12 protein-coding genes are annotated in these 15,523 nt (G+C 73.2%); 10 read left to right on the forward strand and 2 right to left on the reverse strand.

Annotated elements, in window-relative coordinates; genetic code table 11:
* Window positions 1-464: 464 nt before the first annotated feature.
* Complete coding sequence (locus ABGB17_RS01905; protein ID WP_347625965.1) at window positions 465-2,330, reverse strand: FAD-dependent oxidoreductase; 1,866 nt, start codon at window positions 2,328-2,330, stop codon at window positions 465-467.
* Window positions 2,331-2,509: 179 nt separating this feature from the next.
* Window positions 2,510-3,889 (reverse strand): tannase/feruloyl esterase family alpha/beta hydrolase, encoded by a 1,380-nt coding sequence (locus ABGB17_RS01910; RefSeq protein ID WP_347625922.1) that lies wholly within the window; start codon window positions 3,887-3,889, stop codon window positions 2,510-2,512.
* A 390-nt stretch (window positions 3,890-4,279) separates the two neighbouring features.
* On the opposite strand from ABGB17_RS01910, the gene ABGB17_RS01915 reads away from it, so the two are divergent.
* The 10 genes from ABGB17_RS01915 (at window position 4,280) to ABGB17_RS01960 (ending at window position 15,518) form a co-directional block, all read left to right on the forward strand.
* Window positions 4,280-5,038 (forward strand): ABC transporter ATP-binding protein, encoded by a 759-nt coding sequence (locus tag ABGB17_RS01915; protein ID WP_347625923.1) that lies wholly within the window; start codon window positions 4,280-4,282, stop codon window positions 5,036-5,038.
* Window positions 5,025-5,738: an ABC transporter ATP-binding protein gene (locus tag ABGB17_RS01920; protein ID WP_347625924.1), complete on the forward strand. Its 714-nt coding sequence runs from the start codon at window positions 5,025-5,027 to the stop codon at window positions 5,736-5,738. The genes ABGB17_RS01915 and ABGB17_RS01920 overlap by 14 nt, the downstream gene beginning before the upstream one ends.
* Window positions 5,739-5,776: 38 nt before the next feature.
* Window positions 5,777-7,024 (forward strand): ABC transporter substrate-binding protein, encoded by a 1,248-nt coding sequence (locus ABGB17_RS01925; RefSeq protein ID WP_347625925.1) that lies wholly within the window; start codon window positions 5,777-5,779, stop codon window positions 7,022-7,024.
* Between the two features lie 80 nt (window positions 7,025-7,104).
* Window positions 7,105-7,968 (forward strand): branched-chain amino acid ABC transporter permease, encoded by an 864-nt coding sequence (locus tag ABGB17_RS01930; RefSeq protein WP_347625926.1) that lies wholly within the window; start codon window positions 7,105-7,107, stop codon window positions 7,966-7,968.
* Complete coding sequence (locus tag ABGB17_RS01935) at window positions 7,965-8,984, forward strand: branched-chain amino acid ABC transporter permease (protein WP_347625927.1); 1,020 nt, start codon at window positions 7,965-7,967, stop codon at window positions 8,982-8,984. Before ABGB17_RS01930 ends, ABGB17_RS01935 begins: the two co-directional genes overlap by 4 nt.
* Window positions 8,985-9,061: 77 nt before the next feature.
* A complete protein-coding gene (locus ABGB17_RS01940; RefSeq protein WP_347625928.1) occupies window positions 9,062-9,826 on the forward strand; it encodes a 3-hydroxybutyrate dehydrogenase in 765 nt (254 codons plus the stop codon).
* A gap of 63 nt (window positions 9,827-9,889) precedes the next feature.
* Complete coding sequence (locus ABGB17_RS01945; protein ID WP_347625929.1) at window positions 9,890-11,791, forward strand: helix-turn-helix domain-containing protein; 1,902 nt, start codon at window positions 9,890-9,892, stop codon at window positions 11,789-11,791.
* 195 nt (window positions 11,792-11,986) lie between these two features.
* Entirely contained in the window at window positions 11,987-13,273 is a 1,287-nt protein-coding gene (locus tag ABGB17_RS01950; RefSeq protein ID WP_347625930.1) for a PQQ-binding-like beta-propeller repeat protein, read from the forward strand.
* Window positions 13,274-13,361: 88 nt separating this feature from the next.
* The gene (locus ABGB17_RS01955) at window positions 13,362-14,189 is read left to right on the forward strand and encodes a hypothetical protein (RefSeq protein ID WP_347625931.1); all 828 of its coding nucleotides are present in this window, start codon (window positions 13,362-13,364) and stop codon (window positions 14,187-14,189) included.
* A 288-nt stretch (window positions 14,190-14,477) separates the two neighbouring features.
* The gene (locus tag ABGB17_RS01960) at window positions 14,478-15,518 is read left to right on the forward strand and encodes a LacI family DNA-binding transcriptional regulator (RefSeq protein WP_347625932.1); all 1,041 of its coding nucleotides are present in this window, start codon (window positions 14,478-14,480) and stop codon (window positions 15,516-15,518) included.
* The last annotated feature ends 5 nt before the right edge of the window (window positions 15,519-15,523 follow it).

A 15,523-nucleotide genomic window follows, 5' to 3' on the forward strand; every position in this document is an offset into this window, starting at 1 on the left:
GGGCTTCCTCACGGGGCCCGGCGCGATGGCGGTCCCCGGCCGGGCGGCCTCACGCCGACGTGGGCGTAGAGTGGGGGGTAGCCGGGACAGCGCTTTCCACACCTGGTCCCGAAGATCGTTTGGTTGTCGTTTTGCATGCTTTGCCGAAGGTCACGTGGTGATCGGTGCTGCGGACGCGACAGTCATACGACTCGGGGCGCCCGCCGCCCGAGGCCACGTACCCACTGGGCCGCCGACGGCTCGCCTCCCTCCGGGCAATACCTGAAAAGTACCACCTGACCTGCGTGTTTCACGAGCGTTGACCAGGGGTTTGGCGGTTCCGGTACCGATTCTGGACTAACTGTGTACCGTATACAGAATGCCGTAATGGGTGATCGGGGTACATCCACGAGCCTGGTGGCGGCTCCGGTCGCCGCGGTTCCGGGCGGCGCGGAGCCGGCCCGCCACCAGGGGAGCGGGCCGCGTCAGCCGTGGACCTCGAGCGCCGCCCGCACCGCGGACTCCAGCGAACCCTCGATCCAGGCGTGCTTGAGCGAGGTGTGCTCGCCCGCGAAGTGCAGCGGCCCCTCAGGCACCGGGATGAACGGGTGGATCTCGGTCATCTGCCCGGGGGTGAAGACGGCGGCCTCGCCGAACGCGTAGCGGTTGCGCAGCCAGCTCTGCGTCTGCCCGCGGCCGGTGTAGAACTCGGCGATCCGGTCGCCGTGCACCTCCTGCAGGCCGCGCAACGCGTAGGAGTACCGCTCCCGGTCGTCCATGGAGTCCCAGCGCGCCGCGTCGTCCGCCCAGACGTAACTCGCCAGCACCACCCCGCCCTCGCTGCCGGGCACCCGGTGCGAGGGGTAGTAGGTGAACCGGTTGGCGTTGTCGGCCACCGAACCGCCCCCCGTCACGTGCGTGGCCGGCCCCGGGCGGTACCGGGAGCCGAGCTCGCGCTTCCAGTCCCCCTCGGTGAACTCCCACCACCGCCTGCGGAACTCCAGCAGCACCTTGGTCGCCGAGTCGTAGTGCAGCTCCATGATCGCGCGCCGCTTGCCGTACGACAGGGCGGGCGCGATCTCGACGTGCCGCAGCGCGGGGAAGGGGATCGTGATGATCGCCACGTCGCCGCGGAACGTCTCGGCGGGGCGCTGCGGCGCGGACGCGGACTCGTCGCTGCCCCGCTCGCTGACCGTCTCGACGCGCACCCCGCTCCCGGAGGTCTCGATGCGCACGGCCCTGCGGTCCAGGTGGATGTCGTCGTGCAGCCCCGGCTCCAGCCGGTACGGAAGGGTGCGGCTCCCCCCGGCGAGCTCCCAGTAGGTGGCGGCCGGGTTGACCAGGCTGCGGGTGAGGAAGGTGTGCATGAACGCCAGCGGCAGCCGGGAGGTGAGGTTCTCCAGGGTGCCCACGGCGTCCACCGCGGCGTCGCTCAGCTTGGCGTGCTCGGTGAGGAAACGGTGCATCGAGTAGCCGTCGAAGCGGTACAGCACCTGCGCCCAGCCCTTGATCAGCTCGGGCAGCGGCTTGTCCACGCGGCGCCCGTCGCGCACCACCGAGATCAGGTCGCGCACCGGGTCGAGCGCCTCGTCGAGGATCTGCGCGGTGGTCCTGCGGTCCCGCAGCCCGAACGACGCGTTGATCCGCCGGGGGTCCGCCGCGTACCCGTCGCGGCGCTGCTGGATGCCGTTGGCCCTGATCCAGGTGTGGTTGAGCCGCTCGGGAGCCTCGAACCGGCCGCGCGGCGGGGCGGACCGCCACACCTCGCCGTGCCGCGACGTGTACACGACCGGGGGGATCGGGCCGTGCGGGACGGCGCCCGGCCGCACGTCGACGTTGTAGAACGGGCGGCGCCTGATGCCGAGCTTGTCGACGAGCGCCAGGGTGAGGGGGTGGAAGTCGGGGATGCGCATGGCCCCCGCCTCGGCGTACTGCAGCGGGTCGGCGAAGCCGGTGGTGAAGGTCTTGATGCGCCCGCCGACACGGTTGCCGTTGGCCTCGATGACGGTGACCCGGTGCCCGGCCCGCTTGAGCAGCGTGGCGGCCACCAGCCCGGCGATGCCCGCCCCGACGACCAGCACCCGCTTGGGGGAGCGGGTGCGCGGCAGGCCCCTGTCGATGAGGACCTCCAGGTAGCGCAGCTTGAGGTCCGTGCCGTCGCGGTCCACCAGCAGCAGGTCGCGGGCGACGTCCAGGCAGGTGCGCCAGTGCGCCGGGCCGTGCGGCGCGAGGGCAGGGGCGGCCGGCAGCGCGGGCCCGGCGAGGGCGCGGGCGGGCGGGGCGGCCACGCCGGCGGCGAGGGTGCCGGCGGCGCCGAGCCCGGCGAGCCGGGCGAACCCGCGCCGATCCATGGTTGTCACGGTGATGTCCTCCTCGGGGAGACGAACACGGAGGGTCATGATTCGACCACGCGTAGTCTCGGGCCGGGTGAGGGCATCGTCGCCGCGGCGCGCCACGCCGGAGGAGCTGGCGTCCCAACCGGATCCGGCCGGGAGGGCGGGCTCGCCTCCCGGCCGGACGTCACCGCGGGTCAGCGCAGCGAGCAGGTGTTGGCCAGGTCGCCGGAGGCCGGGCGGGGCAGGGTGGCGTCGGCGGGCGGGGCCTGCCCGCCGGAGGTCCAGCCGGCCAGGGCGGTGAAGGCGCTGCGGAAGCACGGCAGGATGGGGCGCAGCAGGCCGGGGAAGGCGTCGTACAACCCGTCCACGTGGTTGCCGCCCTCGATGCGGTAGTACCGGTGCAGCGAGTCGCGGCCCTGCTCGCGGATCAGCTTGTCGTACACGTCGGAGTCCTCGCCGATGGGCAGCAGGGTGTCCAGCGTGCCGTGCAAGGTGATCAGCGGCCGGCCGATGCGCCCGGTGAGCTCGATGCGCCGCACGGCCTCACGCACCGCGGCGGGGCGGGCGGCGTAGTCGTAGTCGGCGTCGCAGGCCGGCGTGCCGGGGGCGCAGAACGGCGTGCCCGCCTGGGTGGCGCCGTCGTAGCCGGGGTCCAGCTCCTCACGGTAGATGCGCTGGGTGAGGTCCCAGTACACCTTGTGGTGGTAGTCCCACAGCGGCTCGGACCCGGGGGCGAAGCCCGCTGCGATGATCGCGTCGTGCGCGGCGGCGTCGCCGGTGGCCGCGTACTTCGGGTACTCCCTCAGCGTCGTGGGCAGCGAGGTCAGCAGGTTGGGGCCCTTGGCCCGCCACAGCGTGCCCTCCCAGTCCACGCCGCCGGTGTACAGCTCGGGGTGGTTCTCCAGTTGCCACCGCACCAGGTAGCCGCCGTTGGAGATGCCCGCCGCGTACGTCCGGCGCGGCGCCTTGCCGTACCGCTGGGCGACCACGGCCTTGGCGGCGCGGGTGAGCTGGGTGACCCGGTGGTTCCACTCGACGATGGCGTCGCCCGGCCGCGTGCCGTCCTTGTGGAAGTCGGCGCCGGTGTTGCCCTTGTCGGTGGCGGCGTAGGCGTACCCGAGGGACAGCACCCAGTCGGAGACGGCGAAGTCGTTGGCGTACTGCCGCCGCACCCCTGGCGTCCCGGCGACCACCAGGCCGCCGTTCCAGCGCTCGGGCAGCCGGATCACGAACTGGCTGTCGTGGTTCCAGCCGCGGGTGGTGTTGGCGGTGGAGGTGTCGGGGAAGTAGCCGTCGATCTGCGCGCCCGGCACACCCGTGGGGTTGACGGCGCCCGCCGGGGTCAGCCCGGCCCAGTCGGCCGCCACCGAGTGCCCGGAGGCGACCGTGGCCGCGGTGGTCAGGTCGGGAAGGCAGGCGGAGATCTGCATCTGCGCCCCGGGGACCTTGATGTGGCCGAGGCGGCCGCAGGCGGACGCGGCGGCGCCCGGCGCCGGGCCGAGCAGGCACGCGACGGCGGCCGCCGCCGTCGCCACACCGAGCACCCGGGCGGGCCGGTGTCGGATGGATGGCATGGGAACTCCTCATGAACGGGGACTGCCGCCATGGTGGCCACCGCCTGTGAGGTGGGCCACGTCCCCGATCCCCACAATCGCCCGGCCCGATGTGTCGGCGGGCCCCATGCGCCGGCCCGCCCTCCATGGCCGGGGCCCTCGGCGCGACCCGCACGGCGCCGCCGGTGGTGACAGAACGGTTACGTGGGCGGTCCACACATACCGGCCGGTTTCCGCGTGACCCCTCGCTGACCTGGGTCTCATGTGCGCGGTCTCCACGGCGGGAGCGCCGAATGTAGGGCCGAGCCACATGGAACGCCGTCCCGGCCTCACCTAGTGTCCCCGAACACGACGACTTCGTCCGTTAACCCCGGGGTGATCTGGACGAAACCACGAGACGAGGAGGCCCGCATGGACGGTCCGGTCCTGCGAGCGCGGGGTCTGGCCAAGGAGTTCCGCGGCTTCCGCGCCGTCGACGGCGTGGACCTGGACGTCGCCGAGGGCAGCGTGCACGCCCTGGTCGGCCCGAACGGCGCGGGCAAGACCACGCTGTTCAACCTGCTGACCGGCTTCCTCACGCCCACCGCCGGGCGCATCACCCTCGGCGCCCACGAGCTGGCGGGCCGGCGGCCCGAGCAGGTCGCCCGGCTCGGCGTCGCCCGGTCGTTCCAGATCACCAGCCTGTTCCCCCAGATGACCCCGCGCGAGCACGTCGAGCTGGCCCTCGCCGGGCCCACCGGCCTCACCTGGCGGTTCTGGCGCTCCGAGCGCCTTCTCGACCGCCACGGCGCCCGCGCCATGGAGCTGCTGGACGAGGTGGGGCTGGCCGGGCACGCCGCCACCCCGGCGGGCACCCTCGCCTACGGCCACAAGCGCGCCCTGGAGCTGGCCCTCGCCCTGGCCCTGGACCCCAAGGTGCTGCTGCTCGACGAGCCGACCGCCGGCATGGGCGTCGAGGACGTCGACCGCACGGTGGAGCTGATCCGCAAGGTCCGGGCCGGCCGCACCGTCGTCATGGTGGAGCACAACATGAACGTCGTGTCCAGCCTCGCCGACCGGGTCACCGTGCTGCAGAGCGGGCGGGTGCTGGCCGAGGGGCCGTACGCCGAGATCCGCCACGACCCCCGCGTCGTCGCCGCCTACCTGGGAGACGCCCATGCCGAAGACTGACGCGCCGCTCCTCGCCACCCGCGGCCTGTCCGCCTGGTACGGCGAGGCGCAGGTGCTGCGCGAGGTGTCCCTGGAGGTCGGCCAGGGCGAGATCGTCACACTGGTCGGCCGCAACGGCGCGGGCAAGACCACGCTGCTGCGCTGCCTCATGGGCCTGCAGGGCCGTTTCTCCGGGACGGTGGAGTTCCTCGGCGAGGACGTCACCCGCCTGCCCGCGCACAAGCGGGCCCGGCGCGGCCTCGGCTACGTGCCCGACGACCGCGGGGTGTACTCCACGCTCACCGTCGAGGAGAACCTGACGCTGCCGCCGGCCGTCGGCCCGAGCCCGTGGCCGCTGGCCAAGGTGTACGAGACGTTCCCCCGCCTGCGGGAGCGGCGCTCGTTCCCCGGCACCAAGCTGTCCGGCGGTGAGCAGCAGATGCTGGCCCTGGCGCGGGTGCTGCGCATGGGCGCGCGGCTGCTGCTGTGCGACGAGCCCACCGAGGGCCTGTCGCCGCTGATCGTGCGGCAGATCGGCGACATCCTGCGCGAGGTCAGGCGGGAGGGCGGCACCGTCCTGCTGATCGAGCAGAACGTCCACTTCGCCGCCACCGTGGCCGACCGCCACTACCTGATCGCCGAGGGACGGGTCGTGGAGTCCCTCGACAACGACCAGATGCGGGCCAGGGAGCACGAGCTGCTCGACTACCTGGGCATCTGACCCCCGCTTCGATGAAAAACCGGACAGGAGAACAGGAAATGAGAGCTCTGGGCCGAGCGGCCGCCGCTGTGGTCGTAGCAGGGGCCACGATCGCCGGGTGTGCCGGAGGGCCGGGCGCCGGGGGGAGCGCCGACAAGATCAGCGACGGCAAGGTCGTGCTGGCCGTGCTGAACGACCAGTCGGGTGTCTACGCCGACCTGTCGGGCAAGAGCAGCGTCGAGGCCGTCAAGATGGCCGTCGCCGACTACAAGGCCAAGTACGGCGACAAGGCCGTCGTGAAGGACATCGAGGTGCTGTCGGCCGACCACCAGAACAAGCCGGAAATCGCCAACTCCAAGGCCCAGGAGCTGTACGACCGGCAGCGCGCCGACATCATCCTGGACGTGCCGTCGTCAGCCGCCGCGCTCGCGGTGGCGGGCGTCGCCAAGGCCAAGAAGAAGATCTTCATGGACATCGGCGCCGCCACCACCGAGCTGGAGGTCGCGCAGTGCAACAAGTACACCTTCCACTACGGCTACAACACCTACATGCTGGCCCACGGCACCGGTGACACGGTGACCAAGGACGGCGCGAAGAACTGGTACATCGTCTACCCCGACTACGCGTTCGGGCAGGACATGCAGAAGAACTTCTCCGCCGCCGTCCAGGGCGCCGGGGGCACGGTCGTGCAGAGCGACCCCGCGCCGTTCCCCAACGACAACTTCTCGACGTTCCTGCTCAAGGCCCCGGGCCTCGACCCCAAGCCCGAGGTGCTCGGCACCATGCAGGCCGGCGGCGACCTGGTCAACCTGGTGAAGCAGTACAACGAGTACAAGCTGCGGGACAAGGGCATCGGCCTGGCGGTCGGGCTGATGTTCATCACCGACATCCACTCGCTCGGCTCCGACGCCCTCGCCGGCACCAAGTTCACCGACGCCTGGTACTGGAACGGCTCGCCGGAGAACCGCGCGTGGTCCGACAAGTTCCAGACAGCCGCAGGCAAGCGGCCGAGCTTCCCCAACGCCGCCAACTACTCCGCCGCCCTGCAGTACCTGGAGGCCGTGCAGCGCGCGGGCACCGACGGCGCCGACGCGGTGGTGAAGCAACTGGAGGGCTACAAGTTCGAGGACGTCTTCGCCCGCAACGGCACCATCCGCGCGCAGGACCACCTGCTGCTGCACGACGTGTACCTCGCGCAGGTCAAGCCGTCCAGCGAGGTCGCCGAGCCGTGGGACTACGAGAAGATCCTCAGCACCATCCCCGCCGACCAGGCGTTCCAGGCCCCCGACCCGGCCTGCAAGCTCTGATCCCCGCCGGGCGCGCCGCCCTCGCGCGGCGCGCCCGGCTCCGGCCGGCGGGGACGCCCGCCCCTCACCTGGAGGTCACCGTGCTCCAACAGGCGTTCAACGGCCTGGTCGGCGGCGCCTTCTACGCCATGCTCGCCCTCGGTCTCGCCGTCATCTTCGGCATGCTCGGCGTCGTCAACTTCGCCCACGGTGCCTTCTACATGCTGGGCGCGTTCGGGTCGTACGTGCTGCTGGACTCGTTCGGCGTGAACTTCTGGATCTCGCTGGTCGCCGTCCCCCTCGCCCTCGGGCTCGCCGGGGTGCTGCTCGAGCGGCTGTTCGTCCGCAGGCTGGCGCCGCTGGACCCGCTGTACAACTTCCTGTTCACCTTCGGCCTGGCGCTGATCCTGCAGGACCTCGTCAAGCGGGAGTACGGCGTGCAGTCCCAGCCGTACCCCCGGCCCGCGCTGCTGGAGGGCACGGTGGACCTCGGGTTGTTCACCTACCCCGCCTACCAGGTGTTCGTGCTGGCGGTGTCGCTGGTGCTGTGCGCGGCGGTGTGGCTGGTGCTGACCCGCACCCGGGTCGGCATGATCGTCCGCGCGGCCACCGAACGGCCGGAGCTGACCCGGGCCCTCGGCGTGGACGTCGGCCGCTGGGTGACCCCGGTGTTCGGGTTCGGCATCGCCCTCGCCGGGCTGGCCGGGGTGCTCGCCGCCCCCATGCGGGCGGTCAACCCGCTGATGGGCGCCGACCTGATCATCACGGTGTTCGCGGTGGTGGTCATCGGCGGGCTCGGCTCGATCTTCGGCTCGGTGGCCGCGGGCTTCGCGATCGGGCTGGTCTCCGCGCTCGGCAACCTGTACGTCCCGGCGCTGTCCCAGACCCTGGTCTTCATCCTCATGGCCGCCGTGCTGCTGTGGCGCCCGGCCGGTCTTTTCGGGCGCGAGGAGGCGCTGTCGTGATCCTCTCCCGGTTGGCCGCCCGGCCGCTGCTGCTCGCCGCCGGGCTGGTGGCGGCCCTCGCGCTGCCCTGGATGATCTACCCGCCGGTCGCCCTGGACATCGCCTGCTGGGCGCTGTTCGCCGCCGCGCTGGACCTGCTGCTCGGCTTCACCGGCCTGCTGTCGTTCGGCCACGCCGCGTTCTGGGGTTCGTCGGCGTACGTCGCCGGCCTGCTCGCGCTGCGTGCCGGGCTGCCGTTCCCTCTCGCCGTGCTCGGCGGCGCGCTGTTCGCGGCGGTGCTCGCGGTGCCGGTGGGCTACCTGTCGGTGCGGCTGCGCGGCATCTACTTCGCCATGGTGACCCTGGCGTTCGCCCAGATGATCTACTTCGTGGTCAACCAGTGGCGTGACCTGACCGGCGGCGAGAACGGCCTGCAGGGCGTGCCGCGCGAGCTGTTCGGGCTGGACCTGTCGGACTCGTTCGTCTTCTACTACGCCGCGCTGCCGCTGGTGCTGCTCGGTTTCCTCGCCGCCTGGCGCATCGTGCGCTCGCCGTTCGGCCGGGTGCTGGTGTCGGTGCGCGACAACCCGGCCCGCGCCCAGGCCCTCGGCTACCCCGTGCAACGGTACAAGCTGCTCGCCTTCGTGCTGTCGGCCCTGCTGTCCGGCCTCGCGGGCGGGCTGTTCGCCCTCGGACACGGCTTCGCCTCCCTGGAGAGCGTCTACTGGACCACCTCAGGGCAGGTCGTGATGATGGTCGTGCTCGGCGGCATCGGCACGCTGTGGGGCGGCGTGCTCGGCGCGGCGCTGGTGGTGCTGCTGAACGACTACCTGGTGACGTCCGGCTTCGAGGGCATCGGCATCGTCACCGGCACCATCTTCGTGATCATCGTCCTGGTGTTCCGCAGGGGCGTCTGGGGGACGGCGCGCCACCTGCTCCAGGGCCGGGCCGGCCGGTCGCGGCCGGGGGGACCGCCGTCCGCCGCGGGCGAGCCTGACGGCGCGCCCGCGCCCACGGGCGTCGGCTCGCCGGTGTAGCGGCCGGGTGTCACCCGCAGGGCAGATCGCCGCATTCGCGTACCTCTCTAGGAGCATGAGCTGTGGTTTCAACGAGCGTGACCGCAGAGGCCGTGGCGGACCTCACCGGCCGCCGGGCCCTGGTGACCGGCGGGGCGGGGGGCATCGGGCTGGCCTGCGCCCGGCGGCTGGCCGCGGCGGGCGCGCGGGTCGTCATCGTGGACGTCCGCGAGGACCTGGCCCGCGAGGCGGCCGCCGAGCTCGGCGGGGAGGCGGTGGCCGCGGACCTGACCGACATGGCGGCGGTGGACGCGCTCGACTGCGCGGGCGTGGACATCCTGGTGAACAACGCCGGGTTCCAGCACGTCGCGCCGATCGAGGAGTTCCCGCCCGAGACGTTCGCCGCGATCACGCGGATCATGGTGGAGGCGCCGTTCCGGCTGCTGCGCCGCATGCTGCCCGGCATGTACGAGCGCGGCTACGGCCGGGTCGTCAACATCTCCTCGGTGCACGGCCTGCGCGCCTCGCCGTACAAGGTGGCCTACGTGACCGCCAAGCACGCGCTGGAGGGCATGTCCAAGGTGGTCGCGCTGGAGGGCGCGCCGCACGGCGTCACCTCCAACTGCGTCAACCCCGCCTACGTCCGCACCCCGCTGGTGGAGCGGCAGATCGACGACCAGGCCCGCGTGCACGGCCTCGCGCCCGAGCAGGTGGTGCGGGACGTCATGCTGGCCCCGGCCGCCATCCGGCGCCTCATCGAGCCGGAGGAGGTGGCCGAGGCGGTGGCGTACCTGTGCTCGCCCCAGGCGTCCATGATCACCGGTGTGTCGCTGACCATCGACGGCGGCTGGACGGCTCATTAGCGTTGGCGGGCCGCTCCATCGGGGGATCGGGGGTAATCCGTGCTTAAGGGGACAATGAACCCCATGACCTGCACCGTCTTTCTCGACCTGCTGGCCAGGGAGGCCCCGCCGGTCGAGTTCGAGGCCCCGCTCGTCGAGGCCCGCGCGGCCGGCGCGGCACCCGAGGTGCTCGCCGAGCTCGACCGGGCCAAGCTGGCCGCGCTGCGCGTGCGCGCCCTGCTCGAGCACCGCGCGCGGCGCGAGGCCGAGCTGTCGGCGCTGTTCGAGACGGCCGGCGACCTGGCGGGGCTGCGCGACGTCGGCGCGGTGCTGGAGGCCATCGTGCGGCGGGCGCGGCGGCTGCTGCGCGCCGACATCTCCTACATGACCCTGCACGACCCCGACAAGGGCGACACCTACATGCGGGTCACCGACGGCTCGGTGTCGGCCGCGTTCCGGGCGCTGCGGCTGCCGATGGGCGCCGGGCTCGGCGGCCTGGTGGCGCAGACCGGCCACCCGTACGCCAGCCCCGACTACTTCGCCGACGAACGGTTCCGGCACCGCGCCCACATCGACCTCGCGGTCAAGGAGGAGGCGCTTGTCGCCATCCTCGGGGTGCCGATGCGCCTCGGCGCGCAGATCATCGGGGTGCTGTTCGCCGCCAACCGCAGCGCCCGGCCGTTCGCCCAGGAGGAGGTCACGCTGCTCGGGTCGCTGGCCGCGCACGCCGCCGTCGCCCTGGACAACGCCCGGCTGCTGGAGGAGACCCGCACCGCGCTCGGCGAGCTGAGCGCCGCCAACCAGCTCATCCAGGCGCGCAGCGCCGCGGTGGAGCGGGCGGCGCAGGCGCACGACCGGATGACCGGGCTGGTGGTGCGCGGCGGCGGGGTGGAGGACGTCGCGGCCGTCGTCACCGACATCCTCGGCGGGGCGCTCATCGTGCTGGACGCCGACGGACGGCGCCTCGCGGCCGTCGGGGCGGTCGGCGACCTGGACGAGGCGGAGGTCGCCGAGGCGGCCGCCGCCTCGCGCGGCCTCGGGCGCACCGTCCAGCGGGGCGACCTGTGGGTGACGTCGGTCGCCTCTGGCGCGGAGATCCTCGGCACGCTGGTGCTGCGCGCCCCCGGCGAGGTGTCCGGCACCGACCAGCGCATCCTGGAGCGCGCCGCGCTGGTCACCGCGCTGCTGCTGCTGTTCCGCCGCACCGCCGCGGCGGCCGAGGGGCGGGTGCGCGGCGAGCTGCTCGACGACCTGCTCACCGGGCGCGACGTGCACTCCGACGCGCTGTACGGGCGGGCCCGGCTGCTCGGCGTGGACCTCGACGCCCCGCACGTCCTCGTGGTGGCCCGGCACCGGGCGGGCGACCAGGCGCCGAGCAGGCGCACCGCGTTCTGGGCGTCCGCCGACGCCGCGTCCCGGCACGGCCTGGTGGCCGCGCGGGCCGAGGAGACCATCCTGCTGCTGCCCGGAATGGACCCCGGCGCGGCCGCCCAGCGCGTCGCCCGCGAGCTCGGCGCCGCCCTCGGCACCCCCGTCACCGCCGGCGCGGCCGGCCCGGTGCGCGGCCCCGCCGCCGTCGCCGCCGCCTACCGCGAGGCGCACCGCTGCGCCGAGGCCCTGGTGTCCCTCGGCCGCGCCGGCGACGGCGCGAGCGCCGCCGAGCTCGGCTTCGTCGGCCTCCTGCTCGGCAGCGACCGCGACGTCACCGGCTTCCTCGACTCCGCCATCGGCCCCGTCCTCGCCTACGACCGCCGCCGCGGCACCGCCCTCGTCCGCACCCTGGAGACCTACTTCGACTCCGGCGCCAGCCTGTCCCGCACCGCCGAACGCCTCCACATCCACGTCAACACCGTCACCCAGCGCCTCGACCGCGTGGCCCGCCTCCTCGGCGACACCTGGCAGACCCCCGCCCGCGCCCTGGAGATCCAGCTCGCCCTGCGCCTCAACCGCCTGGGGCCGCAGCCCCGGCACCCCGGCTCTCCCTGACGTGCGTTCCCGGCGGATTCCCGGTCACGACGGGGCGTCCGCTGCCACAATGCCCCTGACTCACTTCCTCACGTGGTCATGCCCCGACTGTTCGGGCTGCCGCCGTGAGAGCGGGAAAGGGACGAGATGGCGGGGGAACAGGTTCCCGGAGATGACGGGGGCGGCTTACGCGCGCCCGCCCTCTCACGGCGGACGTTGTCCGCGGGGGTCGTCGCGATCGCGGCCGGGGCGGCCGGCCTGGTGTACTGGCGTTCGCGCCCCGACGCGTCCCCCCCGCCGGTGCACCCGCCGTCCCCCGGCATCGGCGGCACGGGCGGCACCGGCGCGATCATGTGGCCGGTCAAGGCGCGCATCACCTGGCTGGGGGACATCCTGCTGCCCGTCGGCCCGGCCCTGTACTTCGGCGAGGACTCCGGGGCGGTCCGGGCCGTGGACGGGCGGACCGGGGCCCCGATCTGGCATTTCCGGGAGGCCGGCTCGCCGGTGACGATCACGACGGACCTGGTCGTCGGCCAGGGCCGCGTGTTCGCGTGCCTGTCCCACGGTGACTCCGCCGCGACGGTGGTCGCGCTCGACGCGGCCACCGGGCACCCGGTGTGGCGGCATCGCGTGACGGGCGCCGTGCCGTCGATCCACGGCGACGGTGACCTGGTGCTGTACACCACGGCATCGGCCCTGGGTGCACTGAGGGCCTCCGACGGCGCTCCCGCCTGGACGCTGGCACTGCGCGATCCGTCCTCCGTGGAGTTCGCCGGGCCGCTGGCCGTGGTCACGCACCACCGGCGGGAGGGGGACGGGCACGGCATGACCGTGCTGCGGCTCTCCGACGGGCACCCGGTGTGGGAGGCCGGCTTCCCCGGCGCGGCGGGCGTGACGACCCTCCCGCTGGGTCCTGAGGTCCTCGTGGCCGTGACCAGGCCGGAGTCCGGCGAGATCGGCGTCCACCGGCTTCGCGACGGCAAGCGGACATGGACCAGGCGGTGGCGCCGGTACGTGACGTGGGCCGCCGCGAGCCGGGCGGTGCTGGTCACCACCGACCTCGACCGTCTGCAGGGCCTGGACCCCGCCACCGGCGCGACCCGCTGGACCCTGCCGCGGCGCACCGGCGGCGGCCCCCAGACGTGGATCGCCGGCGACCTCGTGGTGACCTCGCTGATCACCCGCGGCGCCGACGGCCGGTTCGACCTGCTCGGCCTGGACCGGCGCACCGGGCGGGTCCGGTGGACGTCGCCCCTGCGGCTCCGGCTCGACAGCGGCGTCGTCGGCGACGGAGTGCTGTACGCCACGACCAGCGATGACCGCGGCCATGTGGTCGCCGTCGACACGGGGAGCGGCGCGCCGCTGTGGACCACAAAGGTGCCGCCGGGGAGCAGGCTGACCCTGGGCCACGGCGTTCTGTACACCTACTCGGGCTACACCGAGCCCGGCGGCGACCTGATCCATGCCCTGGACCTTGACACCGGAAGGCGGATCGAGCGATGAGGCGCATGTTCCCTGCCGGGCGCCGGCTCCGTCGGCACACGCGCCCAGGCCCGGCGCCGCGGGCCCGGCTCGACGCGCGGGTCCGGCCGTGACGCCACCGGACGCGGGCGGACTGCCCAGACGCCGCACGGGCCTGGCCGGCGGGGAAGACCGGTGGACGTCGCCGGGCACGCGGCTCGCCGTGGCCGCGCTGCTGGTCAGTCTCGTGTCCCTGTACTTCTCCTGGTCCGCGGACAACAGCGCGAGGCGCCAGGCGGACGCGGCGCAGGCCGAGGCCGAGCGGCGTCCTCTGCTGGAGATCGCGGCGGTCCAAGTCTCCGTCACGGGCGGGCTGGGCGGTACCGAGACCTCCGGCGGACGGCCCCGTCGTGTCGCCGGCGTCCGGGGAGCCCTGGTGGACATCTCCCTGCGCAACCGGGGGAGCGGAGAGGCGTTCGTCACGTCGGCCACGATCCTCGTGCAACGCGCGGAGCGGTTGCAGGGCTGCTCGGCCATCGGCGGGCCGCTGCGGGTGCAGGCGGACTACACCGTCGCCGTGCCGGAGGACATGGACATCCCCGGGACGCTGACCAGGGAGACGGAATTCTTGGTCCCCTCCGGCGGGCACGGGCGGTTCACCTTGACGGTCGGCCCGGCGACCACGGCCGAGGCCGACCCGCCCTGGATCGCCGTGGTCGGCGTCACCCTGCACGAGGCAGCGGGACGGGACCTGACGCTGCCCCCGTTGGCGCTGGTCGTGCCCGGCGGCGACCGCGGGATGACGCTCGACGGCCTCAGATGGCGCATCCCCCCGACCCGGGATCGCGGGTGCCTGAGAGCCAACGCCGCCGCCGTCGCCACGGTGACCGCAACTCCGGGGGTGGTCGCGCCGAACGTGCTGGCGACCCTGGCCCGTGCGCTCGACCCGTATCGCTGAGCACTCAGCCGGCGTACCGCCGTCGCAAGAATACGACTGGATTGCGTAATATTGCCGCCGCGTTACAGGGGGGCCATGAAGTAGCGCCACGTGCCGTACGTCCCCGGTGGCGTTCGGCTCGGCCGGCGGGTAGAGCCTCACGTGTCCGGCGGCCAGGGAAGACTAGCTGCACAGATCATGCTGTGAGGGCGGCGCCGGTGCGGCGTGCACTCGCCTATGGCGGGAGATTTCGTCATTGTCCACGGCCCTGTCAGGAGATTGCGCACTTTCTTGCCCTATGCTTGCGACGTGACACGTCGACTTGCGGAAGTGGCGAAGAAGGTCGGGGTCAGTGAGGCCACGGTCAGCCGGGTGCTCAACGGCAAGCCCGGGGTCTCCGAGTCCACGCGGGCGGCCGTGCTGACCGCGCTCGACGTGCTCGGGTACGAACGGCCCACGCAGCTGCGGGGGGAGCGGGCGCGGCTGGTGGGGCTGGTGCTGCCGGATCTCGGGAACCCGATCTTCCCGGCGCTGGCGGAGGTGCTCGGGGGGGCGCTGGCGCAGCGGGGGTTCACGCCTGTGCTGTGCACGCGGACCGCCGGCAGCCTGTCGGAGTCCGACTACGTCGGCATGCTGCTGGATCAGCACGTCTCGGGCATGGTGTTCTCCGGCGGCAACTACGCCGAGGCCGACGCCCCGCACGAGCACTACCACCGCCTGCGCGAGCTGCGCCTCCCGGTGGTGCTGGTCAACGCCGCCACCGAGGACCTCGGCTTCCCCTGCGTCGCCACCGACGACGCCGTGGCCGTGGAGCAGGCGTACACCCACCTGACCTCCCTCGGCCACGAGCGCATCGGCCTGGTGATCGGGCCGGAGGACCACATGCCCTCCCGCCGCAAGCTCGCCGCCTTCACCGCCGCCGCCCGCAAGGCCGGCCTCGCGGCCGGACCCGACCTGGTGGAACGCAGCCTGTTCTCCCTGGAGGGCGGCCAGGCGGTGACGACCCGCCTGGTCCGCGACGGCGTGACCGGCGTCATCTGCGCCAGCGACCCCCTGGCCCTCGGCGCCATCCGGGCCGTCCGCAGACTCGGCATGACCGTCCCCGGCGACGTCTCGGTGGTCGGCTTCGACGACTCCGCCTTCATGAACTCCACCAACCCTCCGCTGACCACGGTCCGCCAGCCCATCGAGGCCATCGGCCGCGCCGCGGTGACCCTCCTCGTCAGCCAGATAGACGGCGGCTCCGTCAACCCCGAGGAGCTCCTCTTCGAGCCCGAACTGGTCGTCCGCGGCTCCACCGCCCCCGCCCCGGCCCCTCTCCGCAGCCTCCGCACCGTCGCGGCGGGCTGACGACG

Source organism: Sphaerisporangium sp. B11E5 (genome assembly GCF_039871875.1).
In the GTDB taxonomy this organism is placed as follows: domain Bacteria; phylum Actinomycetota; class Actinomycetes; order Streptosporangiales; family Streptosporangiaceae; genus Sphaerisporangium.

Excerpts from the sequence above, each read along its gene's own strand:
- ABGB17_RS01905 (WP_347625965.1), bottom strand. The coding sequence starts at position 2,330 with ATGGATCGGCGCGGGTTCGCCCGGCTCGCCGGGCTCGGCGCCGCCGGC.
- ABGB17_RS01910 (WP_347625922.1), bottom strand. The coding sequence starts at position 3,889 with ATGCCATCCATCCGACACCGGCCCGCCCGGGTGCTCGGTGTGGCGACG.
- ABGB17_RS01915 (WP_347625923.1), top strand. The coding sequence starts at position 4,280 with ATGGACGGTCCGGTCCTGCGAGCGCGGGGTCTGGCCAAGGAGTTCCGC.
- ABGB17_RS01920 (WP_347625924.1), top strand. The coding sequence starts at position 5,025 with ATGCCGAAGACTGACGCGCCGCTCCTCGCCACCCGCGGCCTGTCCGCC.
- ABGB17_RS01925 (WP_347625925.1), top strand. The coding sequence starts at position 5,777 with ATGAGAGCTCTGGGCCGAGCGGCCGCCGCTGTGGTCGTAGCAGGGGCC.
- ABGB17_RS01945 (WP_347625929.1), top strand. The coding sequence starts at position 9,890 with ATGACCTGCACCGTCTTTCTCGACCTGCTGGCCAGGGAGGCCCCGCCG.